The following is a 25,179-nucleotide window of genomic DNA, read 5'->3' as shown; positions in this document are numbered from 1 at the left end:
AGGCGGTCATCGGCTGACGCTGCCCGCGTCGACCGGCAGGGCGACGGACGTGATGTACCGCGCCTCGTCCGAGGCCAGGAACAGTGCGGCGTTGGCCACGTCGACCGGCTCGATCCACGGAATCGGCAGCATGTTCATCGTCACGGCGGCCGCCGCGAACTCTTCACGGGTGGGGTGCTCGAGGTCGGGCCGGAACGCCCGCCGCACCATGTCGTTCTGGATCATGTCCGTGTCCACGTTCGTGGGATGCACGCTGTTGACCCGCACCCGGTGCGGCGCGAGTTCCTTGGCCAGCGACCGCATCAGACCCACCACCCCGTGCTTGGCCGCGGTGTAGTGGGCGACGCCGACGAGCCCGCGCAGACCGGCGATGGAGCTCGTCAGGACCATCGCCCCGCCGCCCCGCTCGATCAGGTGAGGGGCCGCCGCCCTGCACGTCTGCCACACCCCCGTCAGATTGACGTCGAGCATCGTCTGCCACGTCTCGGAGTCGAGGTCCAGCGCGGCACCCGAGGATGTGATGCCTGCCGTGGCGCACACGAAGTCCAGGCCGCCCAGCTCGCCGGCCGCCGCGGTGACCGCCTCGGCGAGCGGCGTTCCGTCACGCACGTCCACCTGCGCGGTCACGATCCGGCGGCCGGTGTCCCGGACCAGTTTCGCGGTCTCCTCGAGATCCTCCGGGCTCGCCGGTGGCGTCACCACCGTGCCGACCGGGCCGCACAGGTCGACGGCGACGACGTCCGCACCCTCCTGTGCGAATCGCAACGCCTGCGCCCGGCCGATCCCGCGTGCGGCACCGGTGACCAGGACGACTCTTCCGTTCACTCGACCTGTCATCTCTACACCTTCTGGGTCAGTCCGGCGTCGACCACGAGTTGTGTGCCGGTGATGTATCGCGATTCGTCCGAGGCCAAGAACAGCAGCGCATTGCTGACGTCCCGCGAGTCCAGCCACGGAACGGGCAGCATGTGGTTCGCCGCGAGGACGGGGACGACGTCGTCCGGGGTCGGATTCTCGAGGTCCGGCCGCAGCCGTGCCATCGTCTCCGGGTTCAGGGTCATGCGGGTGCCGACGGCACCGGGATGCAGCACGTTCACCCGGATGAACTGCGGTCCGAATTCGTTGGCGAGGGTCCGGGCCAGCCCGACCACAGCGGTCTTGGACGCCGAATAGTGGGCGGCCCCGGCCACCGCCTTGATGCCTGCGGTCGAACTGACGATCACGACGGAACCGCCGCCGTCCCGCATCGCCGGCACCGCGGCCTTCGCCGTGTTCCAGACGCCGGTGAGGTTGACATCGAGCGATCGGTGCCAGACCGCGTCGTCGATCGTCCACGCCGGGCCGGGGTTGTCGCAGACACCCGCGTTCGCGACGACGACGTCGAGAGGGCCCAGTTCCGCGACTCCGGCATCGACGGCCGCCCGCAACGCGGACGGGTCGCGCACATCGGCGTGGGCGGTGACCGCCCGCCGGCCGAGTTCGCCGACCAGCCTTCCGGTTTCGGCGAGATCCGCCTCGGCCGACGGCAGATCGACGACGACGACATCGGCGCCCTCCTCCGCGAGCCGGACCGCGTGACTGCGTCCCATGCCGTTCCCGGCACCGGTGATGAAGGCGACCTTGCCTGCCATCCGTGACATCGGTTGTCCCCTCTAATCCAGGCGGCCGGGAGTCGGGTAACTGCGCAGGGAGAGCCCCACCCGCCCGTCCTCCACCGCATCGTCGATCGATCCGCGGAGCGCACCGCAGGTGGGGACGAACATCGAGTGCTCCCCCTCCTGCGCGCGCCGGGCGAACTCCGGGCAGGTCTGCTCGGCGTCGCCCAGCCACTGCACGCTCGTGTGCGCCTCGCTGTATTTCTCCACGAGCACCGCGTTACCGCAGCGCCGGCATTCGACGGGAAGCACTCAGCTCACCGCCCCGGTCACATTGCGGGGCCCCGCCCCGGCTGCATGCCGAGCGCCGACCCAGCCGAACACCATCGCGGGACCGATCGTCGCGCCCGCACCGGCATAGTCGTTGCCCATCACGGACGCGGACGTGTTGCCGGTGGCGTAGAGCCCGGGGATCGGCTCCCCGCTGCTGCGGCACACCTGGCTGTGTTCGTTGCACACGAGCCCGCCCTTGGTGCCGAGGTCGCCGGCTTCCATCCGCACCGCGTAGTACGGGGCCCTGTCGACCTCGTCCATGGTCGGGTTGGGCAGTCGCGGGTCGCCGTAGTACCGGTCGTAGGCGCTGTCGCCGCGACCGAAGTCGGCGTCGATTCCCGCCCGAGCGAAACCGTTGAACCGGGTGATCTCCGCGGACAGCGAGCCCGCGGGAACACCCATCTTCTGCGCGAGTTCGCCGAGGGATGCGGCTCGCTGCATCAGCCCCGTCTCGAACCATTCCGCGGGGAACTTCTGCCCGGGCATCACACCACCGAACTGGTAGCGGCTCTTGGCCTTCGAGTCGAACACGAACCACACGGGGTCGTGACCACCGGCGATCTGGTCGTGGACGAACGACACGTACGGGGACGCCTCGTTGGTGAACCTCTTGCCGTGCTGGTCGACGATCAGCGACGGCGGGATCGAGCGCTCCGACACGAGGACGTGCATGACGCCGTCCGGCCGCCGGAACGACGGCATCCACCAGGCGTCGTCCATCAGATCGACGGCGGCGCCGACCTGCTCCCCCGCGACGATTCCGTCTCCGGTGTTGTCGGGTGAGCCGGCGCTGTAGTTGTCCTTGCCGCCTTCCCGGAGGTACTGCTTCCGCATCTCCTCGTTCTGCTCGAATCCGCCGGTGGCCATCATGACGCCGCGGCGGGCGCGGATACGCAGTTCCCGTCCCCCGGACTCGACGACCGCGCCCGTGACAGCTCCTGATTCGTCCGTGATCAGACCCTTCAGCGGGGAGTTCAGCCACAGCGGAACCCCCGCCTCCTGGAGCGTGAGCCGCAGCCGGCCGACGAGGGCCTGCCCCAGGGTCTCCATCCGCCTGCGCCGCAGCATCGCCACGACCGAACGCCAGCCGACACCGAGCGCGGTCCTGCGTCCGGCCCAGGTGCGGAAGACCATGTTGAGGTGGCGGAACTCGGTGGACGTCATGTACAGCCCACCCGGCATCGCGAGCGAGTTCGGCCGCTGCAGGTCGCCGTCGGCGCCGAGCTGGTTCATGTCGAACGGCAACGGCTCGACCGTCCGCCCCTTCGGCCGTCCGCCCACGTTCTCGGGGTGGTAGTCGGAATAGTCCTCGCACCACGAGAACCGGAGATGCGGGCAGTTCTGTTCGAAGAACCGCATCATGGCCGGCCCCTGCTCGATGTACGCGTCGAGGCGCTCGGCCGGCACGCTGTCGCCGACGATCGACTCCAGGTACTTCCGGACGTCGCCGGGGTCGTCGGCGCGGCCTTCACGGACGAGGATCGGCGAGTTGGGAATCCACAGGGCGCCACCCGACAGTGCCGTCGAACCGCCGTACACCCCGGACTTTTCGACGACGAGGGTGTCGAGTCCTCGCTCGGCCCCGGCGAGGGCGGCGGTCATTCCACCGGCACCGCTGCCGATCACCAGGAGATCTACCTCCCGGTCCCAGTTCTGCTCGTCTACGCTCATCGTGCACACCTTCCGAAGTGGTCTCGATCACACCCTGCCGGTGTCAATTGCTTTTTCCCACAGCCTTTCCCGCGGAGCGGGAGACAGCGGCACCGCCGCCGAGCGGGAGACAGCGGCACCGCCGCGGAGCGGGAGAAAGCGCGGCTATGTGGCCGCGGTGAAGATGCCGAGCCCACCGCGGTACACCAGGAGCGGCGGCGCATCCCTGAGCACGTCCAGGCCGGTGACGCGCGCGACGACGATGGTGTGGTCACCGGCGTCGTGCTCGAATTCGACGGTGGCCTGCACCCTGGCCAGCACGCCGTCGAGTGCCGGGGCACCGTTGCGGGCGTGCGACCACCCGACGTCGGCGAACTTGTCGGCGCCGCTCGTCGCGAACGTCCCGCACACGTCGCGCTGGTCGTGGGCGAGGACGTTGACGCAGATGTGTTCGCTCGCCCGCAGCCGGGGCCAGCTGGTCGACGTCCGTGCGGGGCTGAACGACACGTACGGCGGGTCCAGCGACAGCGACACGAAGGACTGGCACGTGAAGCCGTGGGGGCTCTCGCCGTCGTGTGCGGTGATCACCGTGACGCCGGTGCAGAAGTGTCCGAGCACCGACTTGAGTTCGGCGGGGTCGATGCGTCGTGCCACCGGCGGCACGGGTTCTTCGGTTCGGGTCATCGTGTCTCCTCGGATCGACGGGTTGCGTTCAGCCTGGCCGCGGTGCCTTCCGGCGGGGAATGCCTCGTCCCGCCCAGCGGCAGGGTTTCGCGCTGTCCGGCAACCGGCGCGCGGTTGATAGGCTCGGGAAATGCCATCGTCCGACCCCACACAGAGTTCCGGGTTCGCCGGCCTCCGATCGACGAGCTGGCCGGTACTCGGCATCCTGTCGTTCGGCGAAGAGCTGTCCGGCTACGACCTGAAGAAGTGGGCGTCGTACAGTGTGCGTTTCTTCTACTGGAGCCCGTCGTTCAGTCAGGTGTACTCGGAGCTGAAGAAGCTCGAGGACCTGGGATACGTGACGTCGCGGACCGTCGTGGACGACGAGGCCCGGGTGAAACCCAAGCGGCTGTACAAGATCACGGACGCGGGCATGGACGTCATGCGCAGGTGGGCGCGGGAGGCGCCGATCGATCCGCCCGTCCTCAAGCACGGGGTGATGCTGCGCATGTGGCTCGGTCACCTCACGGAGCCGGAGCAGCTCAAAGAAGCACTCGAGGAGCACATCTCGTACGTGGAGGGGATGAGCAGGCAGGCCGCACTCGACGCCCGCGATTCGGACGTCGAACCCACGTGGGCGTTCGCGCACATGGTCAACAAGTGGTCCGAGCGGTACTACGCGGCCGAGAGCGAGCTCGCGAAGCAGATGCTCGCCGACATCGACGAGGCAGTCGAACGGATGCACGGCGAAGGGACGCCGGAACATCCCGGTGTGCCGAAACCGACCGCATCACACTCGATCCGGCGCTCCCGGGCAGCGCAGCAGGAGTACCAGGCCGCGATGAAGGCGGCCCGGGACGCGAACGACGAGGCGGAGCGCGAAGACTAGTCGGACGGGGTGTGCACCGGTTCCGCCATCAGAGTCCGGAGCTGAGGCCACAGTTCTCCCCGCGCGGTCTGCGCCGCGGCCATCGCGTCGATCGTCAAGAATCCGTGGAACATTCCCTCGACCCGCCGGCACTGGACGGGGACACCGGCGTCGGCGAGTGCCGCGGCGTACTTCTCCCCCTCGTACCGGAGGGGGTCGCGTTCGGCGGTGATCACGATCGCGGGTGGGAGCCCGCCGAGGTCCTCGGCCCGTACCGGGGCGGCATAGGCGGGCACGGCCTCGCGGTGCGTGGGCAGGTACTGATCCCAATACCATTGCATCGCAGAGCGGGTGAGGAAGTGATCTTCCGCGAACTGCTCGTAGGACTCGGTGTCGAAGACCGGTTCGATGACGGGGTAGACGAGTAGCTGTCCGGCGACGGCGGGGGCCTCCCTGTCCCGGGCCATCAGCGCCGCGACCGCCGCGAGGTTGCCCCCGCTGCTGTCGCCTGCGACGAGAAGACGGTCCGGATCGCCGCCGAACTCGCGGGCGTGCTGCGCGACCCAGCACGTCGCCGCGTAGGCGTCGTCTGCTGCGGCGGGAAACTGCGCTTCCGGGGCGAGTCGGTAGTCGACGGAGACGACGACGGCGCCGATCCCGTTGCACATCGCGCGGCAGAAGCCGTCGTGGCTGTCGAGGTCGCAGATCACGAACCCGCCGCCGTGGAAGAAGACGACGACGGGCAGGGACTCCGCGGGGTGCCCCGCCGGCGAATAGATCCGCACGGCAACCGGTCCGGACCCACCGGGGATCTCCCGGTCGCGCACACTACCGACCGGCTCGGGGTCGGCGACGGCCTTGCGTCCCGCCTTGGTTGCCGCTCGCGCCTGGGCGCCCGTCATGGTCTCCACCCGGGGAAAGTTCTCGTTCAGTCCCCGGAGGATGGTCTCGGCCTGCTCGTCGAGCGGCATTCGTGCTCCTTCGTCCCGCCTCAGGCGGAGTATCGGTCGGTGCGTCCGGCGGCCGGCGTCGCGGTCGACATGTAGTTACGCCAGGTGCCCTTGGCGGACATGCGAATCGGCGCGGTCAGGCGGTGATCGAGCTTGATCTGGCTGCTGGGACCGCACACGGAAATGGCCGCGACCACGTTGTCCTCTGTGCCCACCGGCACGGCGACACAGCTGACGCCGACGAGATCCTCTTCCCGGTCGTAGGCCGCTCCGCGTTCGCGGGTCTTCTGCAACTCGGCGCGGAACGCGGCGGGTGAGTCGATGCTGAATCGTGTGCTGCGCGGCAGGCCCGCTTCGACGACGCGGTCGACCACGGACTCGGGCGAGTGGGCCAGCAGCACCTTGCCGACACTCGTACAGTGCGCGGGCTGGCGGCCGCCGACGCGGGACGGCAGTCCGACTCCGAACCGTCCGGCGATCTTCTCCAGGTAGACGACGTCGATCCCCTCGAGCACCGCGAGGTGCACGGCGTGCCCGGTGAGGCGGTGGAGTTCGTGCAGGAAGGGCAGGGCGGCCCGGTGCAGGCGGTCCTGGTGCACGGCCAGCGACCCGAGTTCGAACAGCCGCATGCCGAGTTCGTAGTCCCGGCCCTCCCGGCGGAGCCACCGCAGCTGGACGAGACGTTCGAGCATCCGGTGCGCGGAGGAGCGCGGAAGCCCCGTGCGGCGCACGATCTGCGCGAGCGTGAGCCTGCCCGGGCCGTCGAAGGCGTCGAGGAGAAGGGCGGCGCGATCGAGGCCGGCGGTGGGGGTGGGGCTGAGTGTCGTCGTCATGGGGACCTCCGTAGCGGCGCTGCTCGGTGCGGCGACGCGGTGTGTGACTGGCGACACTTACTATAAATAGGCATATACCTATTTGCAATAGTGCTGGATGACGGGCCCCGAACAGCCCAAAGGCCCGGCGCACGCATCGAGCAGATACGCACACCAGGCCCGGACACCCCTTTACATGGCCGCCAGCGGCTCGCTTCCGGACCAGTCGTGGCCCCAGTAGCTGTCGGCGGTGATCTCCTCCGCGGAGTAGTACTTCTCGTCCACCTTCATGCCCTCGGTGCCGAACTCGATGTCCCAGCCGCCGGGGGCCCGCACGTAGAACGACACCATCTTGTCGTTCGTGTGACGGCCGAGGGTCGAGGAGACGGAGAATCCGTCCTTCACGACGCGGTCGAGCGCCTGCCCGACGGCGTCGAGCGTGTCGACCTCCACCATGATGTGCACCAGACCCGGCGCGCCGCCGTGCGGTGCGGGGCACAGCGCCAGGCTGTGGTGACGCTCGTTGACGCCCAGGAAGCGCACCCGCATCGGGCCGAACTCCGGCGGTGCCGGGATGCGGAAGGCGCCGCGGGGCAGGAAGCCGAGCACCTCGGTGTAGAAGTCGAACGCACCACTGAAATCCATCACCGGAAGCACCACATGGCCGAGACCCTGCGGCCCCGTGACGAACTTCGCGCCGAACGGGGTCACCACCGGGCTGTGGTCGAGTACCGCGCCGTGGAAGATCTCGATCGTCGCACCGGTCGGATCCTGGAACGTGACGACCTCTTCGACGCGGCGAGCGTCGGCCTCTTCCACCGACAGCGGTTTGACGGCGATCCCGGCACCCTCGACCGCTTCCTGGACGCGGACCAGGCCTGCGTGATCGCGAACCTCCCACCCGATGGTGACGACCTCGTCCGTCTCGCCCGGCACGATCACGATGCGGGCCGCGCGCTCGTCCATGCGGAGGTACAGGGCGTCCTCGTCCGGGCCCGAACCCTCGGCGAATCCGAGCACGTCGAACGCGAACGTGCGCCACCGCTCCAGGTCGTTGGTCTGGATCTTGACGTAGCCAAGCCCCTTGATGTCTGTCATGTGTTGTCCTTCTACTGTTTTCGAGGTCCGACGGCGGTCAGATCATCGACTTGAGGTTGTCGGCCGGGTCGAGGCCGAGCGAGCTGAGCGCCGAGGCGTGGTAGACGGTGCTCGGCACGTGGATGGCGTGTGCCAGGCCGGCGTGCGCGTCCCGCCAGTACCGCTGCAGCGGCTTGTCCATGCGCAGCGCGTTGCCTCCGGAGCGAGCGAAGATCTGGTCCACGGCGGTGACCGCCCGCCACGCGGCACGCACCTGCGTCCGGCGCCCGGCCGCGCGGTCCTCGAACGTGACTTCCCTGCCCGACTCGACGAGGTCCCAGATCCTGTCGACGTTGGCGAGCAGTTCCTGGCGGGCGGCGTTGATGTCGGCCGCGGCCTCGCCCACGGCGAACAGCACGTAGGGGTCGTCCTTGATCGCAGTGCCCTGCGCTCCGACACGGTCGCGCTGGTAGTCGAGGTGAGCGGCCAGGGCGCCCTCCGCGATTCCCACCACGGCGGAGGAGATCCCGAGCGGGAACATCGTCGACCACGGCATGTTGTACAGCGTCTCGGTGCGCCCGAACTTCTGCACCGCGGTGCCGTTCATGACCTCGTCGGCGTCCATCACCCGGTAGTCGGGGACGAAGGCGTTCCGGACGATGATGTCCTTGGACCCGGTGCCTTTGAGCCCGACGACGTTCCACGAGTCCTCGACGATCTCGTAGTCGCTGCGCGGCAGGATCATGTGCAGCATCTTCGGCGGCAGGGCCATCGCGCCGTCCTTGTCGCCGAGCATCGCGCCGAGGAAGATCCAGTCGCAGTGATCGGTTCCCGACGAGAACTGCCAGCGTCCGCTGAAGAGGTAGCCGCCGTCGACCGGGGTCGCGATCCCGGTCGGTGCGTAGGGCGAGGCCATCCAGGTGTCGTTGTCGGCCGCCCACACCTCGTCCTGCACGTTCGGGTCGGCGAACGCCAGCTGCCAGGGGTGCACGCCGACGATGCCGCACACCCATCCCGTCGCCGGGTCGAGGGACGCGGCGGCCATCACCGTCTCCGCGAACTCGCGGGGGTGAGACTCGTAGCCGCCGTACTTGCCGGGCTGGAGCAGCTTGATCGGTCCGGCCTCGCGGAGCTTCTTCGCCGTGTCGTCGGGCAGCCGGCCGATGCGCTCGGCCTCGGGGGCCTGATCGCGGAGCTGATCCGCGATCGCCATGATGTTGTCGAGAACCTCGTGGGTCATCTGTCGTGTCCTTCTTCTCGGTGCCGGCTCAGGCGTTGGTGTCGAGCGGCACGACGCCGTTGGCGAGGTTGTCGGCGACCTCCGCCTCCCAGCTCTGCACCGCCCTGGTGGTGTCGATCTCGAATTCGAAGCGCTTGGTCATGTCGTCGGTGATGTCCTCGACATCCACGTAGAACTGCTGGTACCAGCGACGCAGCTGGTACACCGGCCCGTCCTCCTCCGACAGCAGCGGGTTGTCGATGCGCGACTTGTTCAGCCAGATGTCGACGTCCTGCTTGAACCCGAGTTCCACGCCCTCGGCGAACTGGGCAGCCATGCCGTTCGCGACCTCGTCCGACAGCCCCTCGGGCTTCTTCACCATGGCGCCCCACTGCAGGACGAACGAATCGGCACTGACCGGGTAGTGGCAGTTGATCAGCACCGTCTCGATCATCATGCCGTTCGCTTCGCTCCACAGCTTGTCGATCATGTACGACGGGCCGAAGTACGACGCGTCCGAACGCAGCGTCGAATTGGGGTCGTCGTAGCTGGTGCCCACCGAGATGTCGTGGCGGGGCGTCGACTGCATGTACTGGGTGGCCACGTGCCCTTCGAAGACGTTCTTGAAGTAGCGCGGGAACGAGAAGTGGACGTAGTAGAAGTGCGCCATGTCCACCACGTTGTCGACGATCTCGCGGCAGTGCGAGCCCTCGACGAGCAGCGAATTCCAGGTCCAGTCGGTCCATTCCGGGGAGCCGAATCCCTCGATCTCGGGAATCGTCACGTCGGCGGGCGGCGGGTTACCCTGCGGGTCGTTCCACACGTAGAGCTGCCCGTTGCGCTCGATGGTCGTCCAGGCCCGGGTCCGCGCCAGCGGCGGGACGCGTCGCGCATACGGGATCCCCGTGCACTTGCCGTTGCCGCCCCAGCGCCAGTCGTGGAACGGGCACGCGATGGAATCGCCCTTCACGGTGCCGTGCGCCAGGTTGCCACCCATGTGGCGGCAGTAGGCGTCGAGCACACTGAGGGTCCCGTCGGACGTCTCGAACACCACCAGCGACGTCCCGAACGCATCGATCTGATGCGGGGCGCCGTCCCGGAAGGTCTTCGCCAGCCCCAGGCAATGCCACCCGCGCGCGAAACGCGTTGGTGCCGATCCCACTTCGATCATCCGGACTTCGTCGCCGTCAACGGCACTGTTGCGCGCCATGTCTACCTCCGCCTCGCTGTACGTCAAGAACACCCTCGGGGTGTGGTGTAGCTCATAGTCGGCGCACGCGGTCCGCTGCGGTACCCGACTCTCCCACTCAGCGAGAGGCTTTCGCATCCACCCGCCACGGCGGTACGTCGGCGTCCCGATCACAGGGACCACACCCCCCGTTTACCGGCCTCGGCGACTACCGTGCGGATCACACACCCGTGAATTGGGAGGAACGATGGCCGCACTCATCTCTTCGCAGTCGTACACAGCGGAGATTCGCCGGCTCTGCGCCGACGCCGTCCCGAGCGGGGTGGTCGTCGCACCCGAACCGGGAACGGCCGTCGAGCAGGACTTCTTCCTGCTACGGCCGCACCGGACGTCGGACGACGTCCTCTCCGCACACGTCCGGAGGGTCGGCGACCACGACCTGCTCGTCCGCTTCCGCAACCGCGACGAACAGCTGGTCTTCGAGTTCTGGACGAACAGCTTCACCGGGACCGTCACGCCCGACGATCAGGCGGTGGACCTGATGGAGCGCTACTGCGCCGAGCAGTTCCCCGGTGCCCTCCGCAGGTTCCGCACCCGCATCCGGCGGGCCGTGCCGTCCGGTGCGGACTTCTCCTCGTCGCTGCAACAGACGTACGTCCAGGACGGCGCACGAATGGCGGACGTCACCGTCACGTGCACACTCGATGGTGAGGTGCTCGCTCAGGCGTGGGCCACGTACGCGCTGCCCGACTGAGCTCGACTCCGTTCTCCCACGAAATGGTCAGCCGCGCAGGCAATTGCCTGCGCGGCTGACCAATGTCTGGGAAACTATCCCACCGGGTCGGCCAGCCTCGTCCGGGACCGGCTGAACTCGAAACCGCGGAACCCCTCCTCCGCGACGTCCGCGCAGATCCGCCCGTACGCGCCGAAGCCCCCCAGGTACGGCATGAACACGCGGGGCTTGCCCGGGATGTTCGCGCCCATGTACCAGGAGTTCGCCAACGGGAACAGGGTCTGCGCGGCCAGCTCGCGGCAGTGCTCCACCCACTGCTCGGTGGCGGGGACGGACGCCTCGATCGCGTCGTGGTCCTTCTCCCACAGGTGCTCGATGCAGTCCGCGATCCAGTCGACGTGCTGTTCGGCGCCGAGCACCATGTTCGCCAGCACCGACGGGCTTCCCGGCCCTGTCACGACGAACAGGTTCGGGAACCCCGGAACACCCAGACCGAGATAGGTTTTCGGTCCCTCACTCCAGTACTCCGAAAGCGACACACCGCCGCGCCCGACGATCCGCATGCGGTCGAGGGCACCGGTCATGGCGTCGAATCCGGTGGCGAACACCAACGTGTCGAGGGCGTAGTCGGCGTCGGCGGTGGTGATGCCCGACGCGGTGATCGATTCGATCGGCGCCGCCTTCAGATCCACCAGGGTGACGTTCGGCCGGTTGTACGTTTCGAAATAGTGGGTGTCGGTGACGATCCGCTTGGTCCCGATCGGGTGATCGTTCGGGATCAGCTTGTCCGCGACCGCGGGGTCGTCGACCAGCAGTCGGATCTTCTCCTCCGCGAACTCGCGTGCCGTCGCGTTCGCGGCCTCGGTCTTCGTCTGGTCCGGAAAGGTTTTCGCGAACAGCACCCCGCCGAGCTTCCACCGCGTCTCGTAGGCCTCCCGGCGTTCCCCGTCGGAGACCTCCAGCGCGGACTTCGGGTGCGCGTTGTACGGGGAACCGCCACCGCTCTCCCGGGACAACCGTCGGCGCTCGTCGTATCCCGCCTTGATCGCGCGCCGCATCTCGTCGTCCCACGTCTGGTTACCCGCCGGGACGCTGTAGTTGGCGCTGCGCTGGAACACGTACAGATGTTCGGCCTGCTCCGCGATGAGGGGAATCGACTGAATTCCCGAGGAACCGGTGCCGATGATCCCGACCCGTCTGCCGGTGAAGTCGACACCCTCGTGCGGCCACTGACCGGTGTGATGCGTATCGCCGGTGAACGATTCGCGACCCGGGATGCTCGGCATGTTCGCGGTGGACAGCGCGCCCGTCGCGAAGATGCAGTACCGGGCGGACAGGACGTCGCCGCGGTCGGTGCGCACCTCCCACCGCAGCGATTCCTCGTCCAGTTCCGCGGAGGTCACCCGGGTACCGAACAGGAAGCGGTCGCGCAGGTCGAACCGGTCCGCGACGTGATTGATGTACGCCAGGATCTCGGGCTGGGTGGCGTACTTCTCGCTCCAATCCCATTCCTGCTCGAGTTCCCGCGAGAACGAGTACGAGTAGTCGACGCTCTCCACGTCGCACCGGGCGCCGGGATAGCGGTTCCAGAACCACGTTCCGCCGACGCCTCCCGCCGCCTCCACACCTTGGACGGTCAGACCCAGGCTCCGCAGCTTGTGGACGGCGTACAGACCCGCGAATCCGGCGCCGACGACGATCGCGTCCACGTCGCCGATCCGATTCGCACGAGCATCAACTTCGGTGCGTGCACTCACGGGCGCGCTCCTCTCCCATTCGACAGACACATTCGGCAGCAAAGGCCTGTCTGGGACGGTAGGTCGCGGCACCGGGGCGGCCACAGGTTCGTTCCCGGTGAGCGGTCGGGCAGCGCCTAGCTCGACACGACGGGAGCGAGAGCGGGGTCGATCACGTCGGCCAGGGCCTCCCACGGCACGGTGACGGTGACGAGCCCGATCGCGTGCGGACCCACCTGGTAGTCGTTGAAATGGATTTCCATGCCTGCCGGGGTGGCAAGCCAGTTGGCGAAGTTCGCCTCGGTCGGCTCGATGCCGCTGCGCTCGAAGTCCGGTCCCGCGACCGTCGCGGGGAGCAGTCGCGCGGATTCGTCCGACAGCGCCTGCAGTCCCGCCGGCACGTCGGGGAAGAGATCGGCGAGCGTGATCGGCGCGGCCGTATCGGCGTTCACCACCACCGTCGCGACGATCGGTGTGGGATGCGCACCGGGTGGATCGGCGTTCCACGACGTCACCAGCAGACCGCTGATCACGTGCTCGCCGATGTGCGCCACGCTGTGCTCCTGGCTGCTCAGAGTGAAGGCGTCGGTGCCCGAGCCGTCGATCTGGTCCTGGAGTGCTGCCCGCATCGATTCGTTGAACTCGGCGGTGACCGCCGGATCCCCGCCCTCGATCTGCGGGATGAGGACGTCGTAGCCGACGCGGCCGGTGGAACCCGTGACCTGCAGTTCAGTCTCCGAGTACGGCAGGCTCGCGGGCGTGGTCGCCTCGGTTCCGGCCGTGTCCGCGGCGGAGACGGTCGTTGTTGTCGACGGCTCGCTCACAGCGGTGCCGGCCTGGTCCGAGCAGGCGGCCAGGGCGAGAACGGCCGCGACGAGCGCCGCTGCCCGACCAGCTCTCCGGATGGCGCTCATGAGCTATCTCTACCACGTCGATTCCCCGGGGTCACCTACCGATCGGGTCGACGATGGTGTGCAGCGTGTCGACGAAACCCTGTGCGGTGGATGCGTCGTAGAGATCGGCGGAATACACCAGTTCGGCATCGATTCCGTCGGGCCGCCCGTCGACGTCGTGACGTTCGGTGAAGTGGAAGTGCAGATCGCACTTGGCGATGTCGAGCGGACGGGGTGTGACCTCGAAGTCGAGCCCGGACACGTTCAGCGCTGCGGGAGCGAAGTTGTTCAGCGACAGCGCAACCTGGAACAGCGGATGCAGGGACGGTGACCTCGGCGGGTCGAGCACCTGGACGAGTCGCTCGAACTGCACGTCGGCGTTCGCCAGAGCCCGAAGCTCCACACCGCGCGATCGATCGACGATGTCGCACAGCGTCATCGTCGGGTCCACCCGGGTTCGCAGAACCAGCGTGTTGACGAACATTCCCACCACGTCGTCGAGCGCCGGGTCTCCCCTACCCGCGATCGGAGTTCCGATCGCGATGTCGGGATCGCCGCTGACGCGGGCGAGCAGTACCGCCACGGCCGACCTGAGCGCCGTGAACAGGCTGGCGTGGTGCTCGTGCGCGGTGGCCAGCAGGCCACGGTGCGCATGCTCGTCGAGGGAGAACGGAAGTCTGCCCGCTCGATAGGTCCACCGGTGCGGCCGGGGGCGGTCGGTGGGCAACGCGAGCTCCCCCCGAAGCCCCGACAGTTCCTTCGTCCAGTGGGTGATCTGCTGGGACGCGACACTGTCCGGGTCGTTCTCGTCGCCGAGCAATGCCCGACGCCACACCGTGTAGTCGGCGTAGTGCACGATCGGCGGCTCCCACACGGGCTCACTGCCGTTAGCCCGGGCGCGGTAGGAGTCGGCGAGATCTCGTGCCAAGGGTGCGAGCGACCAGCCGTCGGCGGCGATGTGGTGGATGACGCAGGCCAGAAGATGATCGCCGTCACCGAGCCGGAACAGCCGGGCGCGCAGCGGAGGGTCCCGCCGGACGTCGAATCCCGCGGACAGCAGTTCCGACGTCTGCGCCGCCACGTCCGCGTCACCGGTCTCCACCGGAGTCAGGTCGGGCAACGCATCGGCCACGTCGAGCACACGCTGGTACGGCCCCGACGGCGAGTCGGGGAACACCGTTCGCAGCGAGCGGTGCCTGCGCAGGACGTCCGCCATCGCCGAGCGGAGAGCGTCGACGTCGAAGGCGCCGCGCACTCGCACCGTGAACGGGATGTTGTGGAGCGCGGGTTCCACGACGGTGCGGTCGATGAAGTACTGCGACGGCGACAGCGGCACCCGGTCCGGCAGTGGTGCGGCGCCCAACTTGGGTCCGCGGGACCGCCCCGCGTTCTGCGGCTGTGCGGCCGCCTCCGCGACCGTCCGCGCGAGCGCCGCGACCGTCGGTGCATCGAAGAGCTCGCGCACACCCAGTGCGGTGCCCAGCTCGGCGTTGATCGTCGCGACCACGCGGATAGCCGACAGCGAATCGCCGCTGAGGTCGAAGAAGGAATCGTCGGCACCGACCGAATCCACGCCGAGTACCTGCGCGAACACGCGCGCGACGCGGCGCTCGGCCGGGGTCTCGGGGTCGCGGTGAGGCACCGAATCCGAGCCGAACTCCGGCAGCGGGAGCGCCGCCCGGTCCAGCTTTCCCGTCGGTGTCAACGGGATCGAGTTCACGAGCATGATCGATTTCGGGACCATGTAGTCCGGCAGGAACCGTGCCAGGTGCGCCTTCACTGCCTCACGATCGATCGACGCGTCACCCTCGACCATGATGTAGGACACGAGCGTCGGGTCGCCGGCCGAATTCCGTTGCACCACCGTCGCGGCGAAGCCGACACCCGGGTGCGTGTTCAGCGTGGCGTCGATCTCGCCCAGCTCGACACGGAATCCTCGGATCTTGACCTGGTCGTCCGCCCTGTCCAGGAACTCGAGCGTCCCTGCCGCCGTCCACCGCACCACGTCCCCGGTGCGGAACATCCGGGATCCGCTGCGGCCGAACGGGTCGGCGACGAACCGGGAAGCGGTCAGCCCGTGCCGCAGATGGTAGCCCCGGGCGAGTGCCGGGGTGGCGAGGTAGAGCTCACCGACAGCACCCGGAGGAAGCGGACGCAGCCGGTGATCCAGAACCACCGCGTCCACGCCGCGCATGAGCGAGCCGATCGTCATCCGCTCGTCCGGTGACACCGGATCCGTGAGAGTGACGCTGCACGTCGTCTCCGTCGGACCGTACGCGTTCCGCATGGTCCGGCCACCGGCCCACCGCCGCGCCAGCTCCTGCGGACACACCTCCCCACCGACCAGTACCAACTCCAGGTCGTCCAGTGCGCAGGAGTCGAGGGCGGCCAGGGCGGACGGCGTCATCAGGAGGTGAGTGACGTGTTCGTCGCGCAACAGTCGGGACAGTTCCTCACCACCGAACACCCCGGGCGGGGTGACGACGAGCGTCGCGCCGCCGACACAGGCCGAGAGTACTTCGACGAGCGCGGTGTCGAAGCTCGGTGAGGCGAAATGCAGGACGCGAGAACGCGCGGACACCGCGTACTTGTCCCGAATCTCCTGGGCGAGGTTGGCGAGGCCGCGATGGGTGACGACGACACCCTTCGGCGCTCCCGTCGACCCGGACGTGTAGATCAGATACGCGGGATGGTCTACGAGCAGCGGGCGGGTCCGTTCCGCATCCGGGAGGGTTTCTTCACAGAGGTTTTCGAGGTCGTCGATATCCGTGGTCAGCCATGCGACGGTGCCGGGCAGTCGGGCGCGCTCCGAGTGGACCGTAAGCCCGACTGTCGCGCCGCAATCGTCCAGGGTGTACGCGATGCGAGCGCTCGGGTGCGAGGGGTCGATCGGAGCGTAGGTCGCGCCGGCCTTGGCGACGGCCCACAACGCCAGCACCGACTCGATCGACCGCGGGATGGAGACGGCGACGATGCTCTCGGGTCCGATGCCCCGGCCGGTCAGGAGCCGGGCGAGCCGGCCTGCGAGCCGGTCCAGGTCGCCGTACGACAGTTCACGTCCGCGGTCGCGGATCGCGATCGCCTCCGGGTGCTCTGCGACGGTCCCCGCGAGGAGGCGGTCGAGGGTGCGGGGCTCGGCATCCGGAAGCCCCTGCGCGGGAGCGAATTCTTCGCGTTCGCCGGAGAGGAAGACGTCGAGGTCGGCGACCGGTCCATCCGACTCGATCGCTGCGGTGAACCTGTCGAGGTAGGCGAGGAAACGCGCGTGATGTCCGGCCAGTTCGGCGTGGTCGTACAGTGCCGGATTTCCCTCGAAGTCGATGCGGGCGGCACTGCCCTCGGCCCCGGGGTAGATGTTGACGGCGAGGTCGGCGACGGGACCGGTGGTGAGTACCCGCACCGTCCCGTGCACGGCGCCCAGCGTGATCTCCTTCGTGAACATCATGACGTTGACCACCGGACCGAAATGCAGGAGTTCGACACCGCCCGTGGCGAGGTCCCGGCCGATGTCCTCGCGGCGGTAACGTTGACGGCGCAGTACCGCCGTCAACGCCGCCTCGGCGGTTCCGACCGCATGACGGACGGTGGCAGAGCCGATTCCCTTCAGCCGCAACGGAATCACATTGGAGACCGAACCGCCCGAATACCTGAGGCGGGCCGTCGTTCTCGCCGACACCGGAAGCGACAGCACCACGTCGTCGACACCGGTCATCCTGGCGAGGTAGGCGGCGAAGGCGGCGACCGTCACGGCCGTCGAATTCCGTGAGTTCCCGTTCGGGCTCGTGTGCCCGGTCGCCGTCCGGGCGTCGGTGTCCGGCCGCGCCGTGCGACCGCTGAGGCTGAGGACCGAAGCCAGGTCGCCGCCGGTGTCGCGCCAGTAGGCGCGGTCCCGGGCGAACCGGGTGGAGGCACGGTAGGTCGCGTCTTCCCGCACGAGAGCTTCCGGTCCCACGATCCGGCTGTCCGGCGGTTCGCTGCCCTCGAGGGCAGCGACATACAGTTCGGCCGTGCGGCTCATCAGCATCATCGCCGCGTACCCGTCCGACACGATGTGGTGAGCGCGGGAGTACCAGTAGTAGTGATCGTCGCCCAGCTGCAGAATGTGCGAGACGAGGAGCGGTCCGTCGTACATGTCGGTGCGTGCGCTCCGGTCGTTCCGCATCCATCGGTGGGCAGCGTCGACGGGATCGTCCTCCCTGCGAAGGTCGGTGATGGGTACCCGATCGCCGACGGCCGGGTCCACGACCTGATGCGGCTGTCCGTCGATGTCCACCAGGCGCACCGATCCCCAGCCGAATTCGAGATTCGCGCGACGGGTGGCGTCACGCAGAACGGCAGGCTCGACCGGACCGCGCAGATCGACGTAGTGGGCGATGACGTACGGGGTCTCCGGCGTGAGCTGTTGCGCGAACCAGATGGATCGCTGCGCCGCGGTCAGCGGGAAGGCGCCCACGGTCGATCGCGTCGGGTGCCCGAGCGGGCGTTCCACGATGGCGACGCCGGGCCGGACAGGCGCGGGCCTTTCCGGGCAGGCGCACGCCGTGCCGCCGGATTGCTGCGAATCGAAATCGAAAATCATCTTTCCCCCTCGGGCTGCGCTCTGCACTCCATCACCCCACTGCGCAGAGTCGTCGCGGATGTCGGATCGGCGACTGCTATGGCACCAACCATCAGCCTCCTCGCCCCGCACCGCCTTCACCAGGCACCCCAGGGTGCGCACCTGCCTACCCTCGAATTCGGGGAGGTGCCGAGGCGTCCATCCGAGTAGCGTCGAACGGGTGACTATTCGCCTTGGATATCAGATGCCGAATTTCAGTTACTCCACCCCCGTCGCGGACCTGTTCCCGACCGTCGTCGCGCAGGCCCGTGAGGCCGAATCCGCGGGCTTCGACACCGCATTCGTGATGGATCACTTCTATCAGCTGCCGGGCATCGGTGCGCCCGACGAACCGATGCTCGAGGCGTACACCGCCCTCGGCGCCCTCGCCACGGCCACCGAGAACATCCAGCTGTCCGCACTGGTCACCGGCAACACCTACCGCAACCCGCCCATGCTCGCCAAGGCGGTGACCACCCTGGACGTCGCCAGCGGCGGACGGGCCGTCCTCGGGATCGGCGCCGGCTGGTTCGAACTCGAGCACCAGCAATACGGCTACGAGTTCGGCACGTTCACCGACCGATTCGAACGACTCGACGAGGCACTGCAGATCATCGCGCCGATGCTGCACGGCGAACGTCCGACGTTCGACGGCAAGTGGTATCACGTCGAGAACGCGATCAACGAGCCGCGGATCCGCGACGACCTGCCGATCATGCTCGGGGGTGGGGGTGAGAAGAAGACGTTCGGTCTCGCCGCCCGGTTCGCGGACCATCTGAACATCATCTGCAACGCCCGCGAACTGCCGCGCAAGCTCGAGGCTCTCGACGCCCGGTGCTCGGAGATCGGTCGCGACCGGTCCACGCTGGAGACCAGCTACCTGGCCTTCGTCATCATCGACGAGGACGGCGACCGCGCCCGGCAGCTTCAGCACGACTTCCTGCTCACGCAGGGCGTCGACCTGTCGACGGCGTCGGACGAGGAACGCGCCGCCGCCACCGACCGGCAGTTCTGCGGTGCCCCCGACGAGGTGGCCGAGCAGCTGAAGACCCGTGTCCTCGACGCGGGAATCGACGGCATCGTCCTCAATCTCGTCGCCAACGGACACGAACCCGGCATCGTCGAACTCACCGGGCGCACGTTACGTCCACTCGTCGACGCCTGACCGTTCCGGCAGCCCGGAATACGCGCACTACCTCTGCGGTTGCACCCAGAGGTAGTGCGCGAGGCTAACCTCTCGCGCCGGTTCTTGGTGACGAAAGGTACGAAACCCGTGAGCGCTGTTCTGTCGATTCTGGATCTGGCCTACATCCGCGAGGGCGACACGGCGCGGGACAGTTTCGATGCGAGCGTGAAGCTCGCACAACTCGCGGAGACCCGCGGGTACCGCCGCATCTGGTACGCGGAGCACCACAACATGCCGTCGATCGGTTCGTCCGCGACGAGCGTTCTCATCGCGCACGTCGCCGCACACACCGAGAGCATCCGGCTCGGCGCCGGCGGCATCATGCTGCCCAACCACGCCCCGCTCACGATCGCCGAGCAGTTCGGCACCCTCGCGACACTGCACCCCGGCCGCATCGACCTCGGACTCGGACGCGCCCCCGGCAGCGACCAGAAGACGATGTACGCGCTGCGCCGCGACCCGGCGTCCGCGGACCGGTTCCCGCAGGACGTGCTGGAACTCCAGGCATACCTCAGGGGTGTGTCACGGGTTCCCGGCGTCGACGCCATCCCCGGCAAGGGCACCAACGTTCCCCTCTACATCCTCGGGTCGTCGCTGTTCGGCGCGCAGCTCGCCGCGAAGCTCGGCCTCCCCTACGCCAACGCGTCCCACTTCTCCCCCGATTCGCTCGTCGACGCTGTCACGCTGTACCGGGAGCGGTTCGAGCCGTCCGAGGATCTGTCCGAGCCCTACGTGATCGCCGGCGTCAACGCCATCGCCGCGGACACCACCGAGGACGCGCACCGGCAGTTCGAAGCGTCCCTGCGGCGGCGGGTGGTGCAGATGGTCGGCCGCGGGCAGAAGTTCACCCCCGAGGAGGTCGACCTCATCATGACGTCCCCGGCGGGTCAGCAGGTCGCGCAGATGGTGCGCTACTCCGCCGTCGGCACCCCTACCGAGGTCAAGACGTACCTCGACGAGTTCGCCGAGCACGCGCAGGCCGACGAGCTGATCGTCGCCTCCCACGCCGAGAACACCGAGTCCTGGCTGAAGACGTACGACCTGCTCGCCGACGTGTGGCGCGGAGCGCCCGTGCGCGGTTAGCGAGTCTCTGGACTCGTCAACCGCGCACGGGCGGCGAAGCCGCCTACTGCTGGTGGACGATCACGCCACGCAGGTTCTTTCCGTCCCGCAGATCCTGGTAACCCTCGTTCACCTGCTCGAGGGTGTACTTGGTGGTGATCAGCTCGTCGAGCTTGAGCTGACCCGCGTCGTACAGGCGGAGCAGGCGGACGATGTCGTACTGCGGGTTGGCCGAGCCGAACAGCGAACCCTTGATCGTCTTCTGGTTCAGGGTCAGGTCGGTTCCCGAGATGTGCACGGTGAGCTTCGCGGGGTCGGCGAGGCCGGTGATGACGACGGTGCCGCCCTTGCCGATGACGGCGGTCGCGTTCTGCACCACCTCTTCGTCGACGGTGCCCACCAGGATGAGGGCCTGATCGGCGCCCTGCCCCCAGGTCAGTTCGTTGACCTTCTCCGCCGCGGTCGCCGCGTCCGCGAACGCGTGGGTGGCGCCGAACTTCAGCGCGGCCTCCCGCTTCATGGCCACCGGGTCCACCACCACGACGTACTTGGCGCCGGCGCTGACCGCGCCCTGCACGGCGTTGATGCCGAGTCCGCCGATGCCGTAGATGACGACGGTGTCACCGGCGCGCACCCCGCCGGCGTACACCGCGGTGCCCCAACCGGACGGCACACCGCAGCCGACGAGGACGGCGATCTCGAGTGGGAGCCAGTCGTCCACCTTCACCACCGAGTGCTGCGAGATGGTGGCGCGCTCCGCGAACGTGCCGAGCATGCACATGGCACCGAAATCCTGCTTGCCCGAGTGGAACCGGAACGACCCGTCGGGCATCGAACCCTCGAGGATGGTGGCGCCCATGTCACACAGGTTCTGGCGGCCGGTGGCGCAGTACCGACACGTGCCGCAGTTCGGGATGAAGCTGCAGACCACGTGGTCGCCGGGCTTCACCTTGGTGACACCGGGGCCGACTTCCTCGATGATGCCGGAGCCCTCGTGCCCGCCGACGATGGGGAAACGTGGCGGCAGATCGCCGTCGGTGAGGTGCAGGTCGGAGTGGCACAGCCCTGCCGCGACATACTTGATGAGCACTTCCCCGGGACCCGGACCGTCCAGTTCGAGTTCGATGATCTCGAACGGCTTGTGCGTTTCGAACAGAACCGCTGCTTTGGTCTTCATGTCTTCTCCTCGTTGAGTGACGGTCAGAGTGCGATGTTGACGGCTTTGGTCTGGGTGTAGAGATCGATGGCGGTCGCCCCGAGCTCACGTCCCCAACCGGACTGCTTGTATCCGCCGAACGGCATGGCGGTGTCGAATCCGTTGTACTGGTTGATCCACACCGAACCGGCCTTGAGCTGACGGGCCGTGAGGTGCGCCTTGGACAGGTCCTTGGTCCAGATTCCGGCGGCGAGGCCGTAGATGCTGCTGTTCGCCGCCTTCGCGACTCCCTCCTCCGCGTTGAACGGGAGCGCTGCGACGACGGGGCCGAAGATCTCCTCCTCGACGATGCTGAATTCGGGCTTCACGTCCACGAACACCGTCGGCTCGACGTAGAAACCGGTGTCGCCCCAGCGCTTTCCGCCGGTCAGGGCGCGGGCGCCGTCGGCGAGTCCGGCGGCCAGGTAGCCGGTGACCTTGTCGAACTGCTCCTGCGACACCAGCGGTCCGAGCTGGGTGGTGGGGTCGAGTCCGGGACCGATCTTGACCTGGCTTGCAGCCTCGGCGACCGCCGCCGTGAAGTCGTCGAAGATGCTGTCCTCGACGAACATCCGGGTGCCCGCGACGCAGCACTGGCCGTGGTTGAACAGCCAGGCGTTGAGCGATCCGGTGACGGCGGCGTCGAAGTCCGCGTCCGCGAACACGACGTTGGCGCTCTTGCCGCCGAGTTCGAGCGACACCTTCTTCAGGTTGCCCCTGGCGGCGTCGACGATCTTCTTCCCGACCTCGGTGGAACCGGTGAACGCGATCTTGTCGACGTGGTCGTGAGCCGACAGTGCGGCCCCGGCGTCTCCGTAACCGGTAACGATGTTGACGACGCCGGGCGGGAAGCCGGCCTCCTCGAACACCTCGCCGAGCAGAAGTGCGGTCAGCGGGGTCTGCTCCGCGGGCTTGAGGATCACCGTGTTGCCTGCGGCGAGCGCGGGGGCCAGCTTGAACGCGGCCATGAGCAGCGGGAAGTTCCAGGGAACGATCAGTCCGCAGACGCCGACGGGTTCACGCAGCGTGTACGCGTGGAACTGGCCGCCGGGAACGAACGGCATGCTCACGTTGACCGTGCTGCCCTCGATCTTGGTGGCCCAGCCCGCGAAGTAGCGGAAGATGTCGGCCGACCACGCGACGTCGACAGCCGAGGCGATGCCCGCCGACTTGCCGTTGTCCAGCGCCTCCAGTTGGCCGAATTCCTCGGCGCGCTCGGAGAGGATGTCGCCGACCCGCCAGATCAGCCGTTCCCGCTCGTTGGGCTTCATGGTCGACCACGGGCCCTCGTCGAAGGCGGTGCGTGCGGCCCGGACCGCGCGGTCGACGTCTTCGGCGCCACCGCGTGCGACGGTGGTCAGCACCTGCCCGTTGGCGGGGTCGATCGTCTCGAACGTCGCGCCGCTCGCCGATTCCACCCACTGCCCTCCGACGAGGAATCGCTTGGTGCCGGACAGAAAGTTCCGTACCGACGGCAAGAGTTCCGCTTGGCTGGGTTCGATCGTCGCTGTCATCAAAACCTCCGAAGTTGCGAATGTGACGTGGCTCATAGTGCACTGGTTGCCATATCACTAACTGTCCTGACTTCGGACACCTCCGGACGGTCGCGGATCGGTGGATGAAACTGCAGCTAGACGGTGATATCGAGGGCTCGGATCCGGACGTACAGCGTGCTGCGGCTGATGCCGAGCGCGGCCGCGGCGTGCACCTTGTTGCCGCCGCATTCCTGCAATGCGTCGACGATGGCCTGGCGTTCGGCGCGCTCGCGGCCCGCCAGCCTGGACACCCGCGTCGGCGTCCGATACTGGTCGGGTAGATCCGCGACGGCGATGTTCGCGCTGGTGCGCCTGCCCGCGGCCGCCTGCAGCACGACGGACAGTTCCGCGATGTTGCCCGGCCAGTCGCGGGCGATCAGAGCGTCGAGTGCGCTCGCGGTGAGCCGGAGGCCGGGATCGACGGAATCGAGGATCCCCTGCGCGATGTCCGCGAATTCGCGGCTGCGTTGCCGCAGCGGCGGAAGCACCACCTGTCCGGGGCAGCGGCCGACCAGACCCGCAACGCCCGGCGGCAGGTCACCGAGGGGCGAACTCGTCATCACGATTCGTGGCCCCGCGTCGGCCGCCAGCATCTTCACGACCAGCGGCAGCATCGACTCGGGCAGCAGTTGCACTTCCTCGATCGCCAGGACCGCGGAGGGTCCCGCCGCCAGCGTGAGAAGTCGGTCGATCCAGGCCTCGGTTCCGTCGAGGGCGATGGCGGCCGCGTCCATACATACGAGCGACTGGTCGCCGGCCAGATCACGGACCGCCGTCGTCCTGCCTGCTCCCGGTTCACCGCTGATCACCACCGGCTCCCGCGTCTCGCGTAACCGCGACAACTCCGACCTGCTGCGTTCGACGACGGAACTCGACGGCGACTTGCCCCGTCGAATGGGGGTGCTGGTCCGGCGGTCCGGTCGGACGACGAACACGGCCCCACCGTCCGTGCCTGCCACACGGTCGGCCCGGACCAACGCCGGTTCGCCCGAAGACAATTGGATCCGCACCGTCTTCGACTGCTCCGGACGCAGGTCCGCGGCAAGCCCCCGCAGCGTCGCATGATCGGACACCTGGAGCAGGTCGAGCGCCACCCGGTTGCTGAGCAGGATGTCCTCGCCGATCGCGGTGACCGCCATCTGATTCTGCGGCGACACCCGCTGGAACGCGTCCACGAGCCGCTGCTGAGACACCCGGGACCCCTCGAGCAGCCGTCGTTCGATGTCCCCGGCCGCACGGGCCAGGAACGGGGCGAACAGCGGGTTGGCCCGCGACGCGACGCCCGTCATGTCGAGGATGCCCTCGACGCGGCGCGTCACCGGATGGACGATCGGGTGTCCGTAGCAGCTGAGGTCCTTGAACCGCTCGAGGTAGTGCTCCTCGCCGTGGATCACGACACCGCGCCGGACCTCCATCGGAGTCCCCAGCGCGGTGGTCCCGACGCAGTCCTCACCGAAACTCGACCCCAGCACCGCGCCGGCGCCGTCGATCAGGCGTTCGAGTCTGGGGCCGTCGAAGAGCCGGGCGACGATGCGGCAGTCGCGGTCGGCGAGCAGGACGCAGAATCCGGTGCCCTGAATCTGCTGTTCCATCTCGTCGAGGACGGGCCGGGCCGCCTGCAGCAGCCGACTGGACGTGTCCAGGTCGGAGCAGGGGTCACCGCTCGGCGTCGAACTCGGTTCCAGGCCGCTGAGCGCCGAACGCTTCCAGGACAACGCGATCTCCGGCCGCATCGCCGCGTGCCCGGTCATGCCGCCAAACTCCAACCTCGACTCCTTGCCGCGCGCGCATCCGGTCGTGCACCGGTGCACGACTCACATCCGAACGTACCCACACAGTGTGACCCACGCCATAGTGCCTGTGGGCGCGGCGAGCAACTGTCCGGA

The 25,179-nt window shown here is 68.1% G+C and carries 20 protein-coding genes; 4 read left to right on the top strand and 16 right to left on the bottom strand.

Annotated features, from left to right (window positions below; genetic code table 11):
* Positions 1–6: 6 nt before the first annotated feature.
* From WKC72_RS10420 to WKC72_RS10400, 5 genes are all read right to left on the bottom strand, one after another.
* Positions 7–837 carry a mycofactocin-coupled SDR family oxidoreductase gene (locus WKC72_RS10420; RefSeq protein WP_370182495.1) on the bottom strand — a complete coding sequence of 277 codons (831 nt, stop codon included), beginning with the start codon at positions 835–837 and terminating at the stop codon, positions 7–9.
* 2 nt (positions 838–839) lie between these two features.
* A complete protein-coding gene (locus WKC72_RS10415) occupies positions 840–1,640 on the bottom strand; it encodes a mycofactocin-coupled SDR family oxidoreductase (RefSeq protein ID WP_370182493.1) in 801 nt (266 codons plus the stop codon).
* Positions 1,641–1,652: 12 nt separating this feature from the next.
* Complete coding sequence (locus WKC72_RS10410; RefSeq protein WP_005258959.1) at positions 1,653–1,907, bottom strand: hypothetical protein; 255 nt, start codon at positions 1,905–1,907, stop codon at positions 1,653–1,655.
* The gene (locus WKC72_RS10405; RefSeq protein WP_370182492.1) at positions 1,908–3,599 is read right to left on the bottom strand and encodes an FAD-binding protein; all 1,692 of its coding nucleotides are present in this window, start codon (positions 3,597–3,599) and stop codon (positions 1,908–1,910) included.
* Positions 3,600–3,743: 144 nt separating this feature from the next.
* The gene (locus tag WKC72_RS10400) at positions 3,744–4,262 is read right to left on the bottom strand and encodes a flavin reductase family protein (protein ID WP_037225927.1); all 519 of its coding nucleotides are present in this window, start codon (positions 4,260–4,262) and stop codon (positions 3,744–3,746) included.
* Positions 4,263–4,392: 130 nt separating this feature from the next.
* On the opposite strand from WKC72_RS10400, the gene WKC72_RS10395 reads away from it, so the two are divergent.
* The gene (locus WKC72_RS10395) at positions 4,393–5,130 is read left to right on the top strand and encodes a PadR family transcriptional regulator (RefSeq protein WP_037225928.1); all 738 of its coding nucleotides are present in this window, start codon (positions 4,393–4,395) and stop codon (positions 5,128–5,130) included.
* Here the strand turns inward: WKC72_RS10395 and WKC72_RS10390 are convergent.
* The 5 genes from WKC72_RS10390 to WKC72_RS10370 form a co-directional block, all read right to left on the bottom strand.
* Positions 5,127–6,080: an alpha/beta hydrolase gene (locus WKC72_RS10390; RefSeq protein WP_370182490.1), complete on the bottom strand. Its 954-nt coding sequence runs from the start codon at positions 6,078–6,080 to the stop codon at positions 5,127–5,129. The two genes, WKC72_RS10395 and WKC72_RS10390, sit on opposite strands and share 4 nt — an antisense overlap.
* A gap of 20 nt (positions 6,081–6,100) precedes the next feature.
* Positions 6,101–6,892 carry an IclR family transcriptional regulator gene (locus WKC72_RS10385; RefSeq protein WP_037225931.1) on the bottom strand — a complete coding sequence of 264 codons (792 nt, stop codon included), beginning with the start codon at positions 6,890–6,892 and terminating at the stop codon, positions 6,101–6,103.
* 171 nt (positions 6,893–7,063) lie between these two features.
* The gene (gene bphC / locus WKC72_RS10380; protein ID WP_268789533.1) at positions 7,064–7,969 is read right to left on the bottom strand and encodes a biphenyl-2,3-diol 1,2-dioxygenase; all 906 of its coding nucleotides are present in this window, start codon (positions 7,967–7,969) and stop codon (positions 7,064–7,066) included.
* Between the two features lie 37 nt (positions 7,970–8,006).
* Positions 8,007–9,188 carry an acyl-CoA dehydrogenase family protein gene (locus WKC72_RS10375; RefSeq protein WP_370182486.1) on the bottom strand — a complete coding sequence of 394 codons (1,182 nt, stop codon included), beginning with the start codon at positions 9,186–9,188 and terminating at the stop codon, positions 8,007–8,009.
* A gap of 28 nt (positions 9,189–9,216) precedes the next feature.
* Positions 9,217–10,377, bottom strand: a complete 1,161-nt coding sequence (locus WKC72_RS10370; RefSeq protein WP_112300074.1) for a Rieske 2Fe-2S domain-containing protein — start codon at positions 10,375–10,377, stop codon at positions 9,217–9,219.
* Between the two features lie 226 nt (positions 10,378–10,603).
* Between WKC72_RS10370 and WKC72_RS10365 the strand changes: the two genes are divergently transcribed.
* Positions 10,604–11,110, top strand: a complete 507-nt coding sequence (locus WKC72_RS10365; RefSeq protein ID WP_370182484.1) for a hypothetical protein — start codon at positions 10,604–10,606, stop codon at positions 11,108–11,110.
* Between the two features lie 74 nt (positions 11,111–11,184).
* On the opposite strand, the gene WKC72_RS10360 is transcribed toward WKC72_RS10365, so the two are convergent.
* The 3 genes from WKC72_RS10360 to WKC72_RS10350 form a co-directional block, all read right to left on the bottom strand.
* On the bottom strand, positions 11,185–12,807 hold the full coding sequence (locus tag WKC72_RS10360; RefSeq protein ID WP_200887840.1) for an NAD(P)/FAD-dependent oxidoreductase: 1,623 nt from the start codon (positions 12,805–12,807) through the stop codon (positions 11,185–11,187).
* Between the two features lie 155 nt (positions 12,808–12,962).
* Positions 12,963–13,739 carry an RsiV family protein gene (locus tag WKC72_RS10355; RefSeq protein ID WP_128641349.1) on the bottom strand — a complete coding sequence of 259 codons (777 nt, stop codon included), beginning with the start codon at positions 13,737–13,739 and terminating at the stop codon, positions 12,963–12,965.
* 31 nt (positions 13,740–13,770) lie between these two features.
* Complete coding sequence (locus tag WKC72_RS10350) at positions 13,771–18,297, bottom strand: amino acid adenylation domain-containing protein (RefSeq protein ID WP_370182482.1); 4,527 nt, start codon at positions 18,295–18,297, stop codon at positions 13,771–13,773.
* Positions 18,298–18,496: 199 nt separating this feature from the next.
* Between WKC72_RS10350 and WKC72_RS10345 the strand changes: the two genes are divergently transcribed.
* Both WKC72_RS10345 and WKC72_RS10340 read left to right on the top strand, forming a co-directional pair.
* Positions 18,497–19,480, top strand: a complete 984-nt coding sequence (locus WKC72_RS10345; protein ID WP_268789529.1) for an LLM class F420-dependent oxidoreductase — start codon at positions 18,497–18,499, stop codon at positions 19,478–19,480.
* Between the two features lie 108 nt (positions 19,481–19,588).
* Positions 19,589–20,584 (top strand): LLM class flavin-dependent oxidoreductase, encoded by a 996-nt coding sequence (locus tag WKC72_RS10340; protein WP_037225949.1) that lies wholly within the window; start codon positions 19,589–19,591, stop codon positions 20,582–20,584.
* Between the two features lie 43 nt (positions 20,585–20,627).
* Here the strand turns inward: WKC72_RS10340 and WKC72_RS10335 are convergent, their stop codons facing one another.
* The 3 genes from WKC72_RS10335 to WKC72_RS10325 all read right to left on the bottom strand — a co-directional run bounded on the left by WKC72_RS10335 (position 20,628) and on the right by WKC72_RS10325 (position 25,044).
* The gene (locus tag WKC72_RS10335) at positions 20,628–21,740 is read right to left on the bottom strand and encodes an NDMA-dependent alcohol dehydrogenase (protein ID WP_370182481.1); all 1,113 of its coding nucleotides are present in this window, start codon (positions 21,738–21,740) and stop codon (positions 20,628–20,630) included.
* 23 nt (positions 21,741–21,763) lie between these two features.
* Complete coding sequence (locus WKC72_RS10330) at positions 21,764–23,272, bottom strand: aldehyde dehydrogenase family protein (protein WP_112300081.1); 1,509 nt, start codon at positions 23,270–23,272, stop codon at positions 21,764–21,766.
* A 116-nt stretch (positions 23,273–23,388) separates the two neighbouring features.
* Positions 23,389–25,044 carry a sigma-54-dependent Fis family transcriptional regulator gene (locus tag WKC72_RS10325; RefSeq protein WP_370182479.1) on the bottom strand — a complete coding sequence of 552 codons (1,656 nt, stop codon included), beginning with the start codon at positions 25,042–25,044 and terminating at the stop codon, positions 23,389–23,391.
* Between the last annotated feature and the right edge of the window lie 135 nt (positions 25,045–25,179).

The sequence above is a fragment of the Rhodococcus wratislaviensis genome, assembly GCF_041228765.1.
Classification (GTDB): domain Bacteria; phylum Actinomycetota; class Actinomycetes; order Mycobacteriales; family Mycobacteriaceae; genus Rhodococcus_F; species Rhodococcus_F wratislaviensis.
Note: the sequence above shows the minus strand (reverse complement) of the source record. Positions and strands in the feature narration are given on the sequence as shown.

Bases quoted from the DNA above. Each gene is read 5' to 3' on its own strand.
- WKC72_RS10365 (WP_370182484.1), top strand. From the start codon at position 10,604: ATGGCCGCACTCATCTCTTCGCAGTCGTACACAGCGGAGATTCGCCGG.
- WKC72_RS10405 (WP_370182492.1), bottom strand. From the start codon at position 3,599: ATGAGCGTAGACGAGCAGAACTGGGACCGGGAGGTAGATCTCCTGGTG.
- WKC72_RS10395 (WP_037225928.1), top strand. From the start codon at position 4,393: ATGCCATCGTCCGACCCCACACAGAGTTCCGGGTTCGCCGGCCTCCGA.
- WKC72_RS10355 (WP_128641349.1), bottom strand. From the start codon at position 13,739: ATGAGCGCCATCCGGAGAGCTGGTCGGGCAGCGGCGCTCGTCGCGGCC.
- WKC72_RS10370 (WP_112300074.1), bottom strand. From the start codon at position 10,377: ATGGCGCGCAACAGTGCCGTTGACGGCGACGAAGTCCGGATGATCGAA.
- bphC (WP_268789533.1), bottom strand. From the start codon at position 7,969: ATGACAGACATCAAGGGGCTTGGCTACGTCAAGATCCAGACCAACGAC.
- WKC72_RS10375 (WP_370182486.1), bottom strand. From the start codon at position 9,188: ATGACCCACGAGGTTCTCGACAACATCATGGCGATCGCGGATCAGCTC.
- WKC72_RS10350 (WP_370182482.1), bottom strand. From the start codon at position 18,297: ATGATTTTCGATTTCGATTCGCAGCAATCCGGCGGCACGGCGTGCGCC.
- WKC72_RS10390 (WP_370182490.1), bottom strand. From the start codon at position 6,080: ATGCCGCTCGACGAGCAGGCCGAGACCATCCTCCGGGGACTGAACGAG.
- WKC72_RS10415 (WP_370182493.1), bottom strand. From the start codon at position 1,640: ATGTCACGGATGGCAGGCAAGGTCGCCTTCATCACCGGTGCCGGGAAC.
- WKC72_RS10385 (WP_037225931.1), bottom strand. From the start codon at position 6,892: ATGACGACGACACTCAGCCCCACCCCCACCGCCGGCCTCGATCGCGCC.
- WKC72_RS10330 (WP_112300081.1), bottom strand. From the start codon at position 23,272: ATGACAGCGACGATCGAACCCAGCCAAGCGGAACTCTTGCCGTCGGTA.
- WKC72_RS10420 (WP_370182495.1), bottom strand. From the start codon at position 837: ATGACAGGTCGAGTGAACGGAAGAGTCGTCCTGGTCACCGGTGCCGCA.
- WKC72_RS10400 (WP_037225927.1), bottom strand. From the start codon at position 4,262: ATGACCCGAACCGAAGAACCCGTGCCGCCGGTGGCACGACGCATCGAC.
- WKC72_RS10335 (WP_370182481.1), bottom strand. From the start codon at position 21,740: ATGAAGACCAAAGCAGCGGTTCTGTTCGAAACGCACAAGCCGTTCGAG.
- WKC72_RS10325 (WP_370182479.1), bottom strand. From the start codon at position 25,044: ATGACCGGGCACGCGGCGATGCGGCCGGAGATCGCGTTGTCCTGGAAG.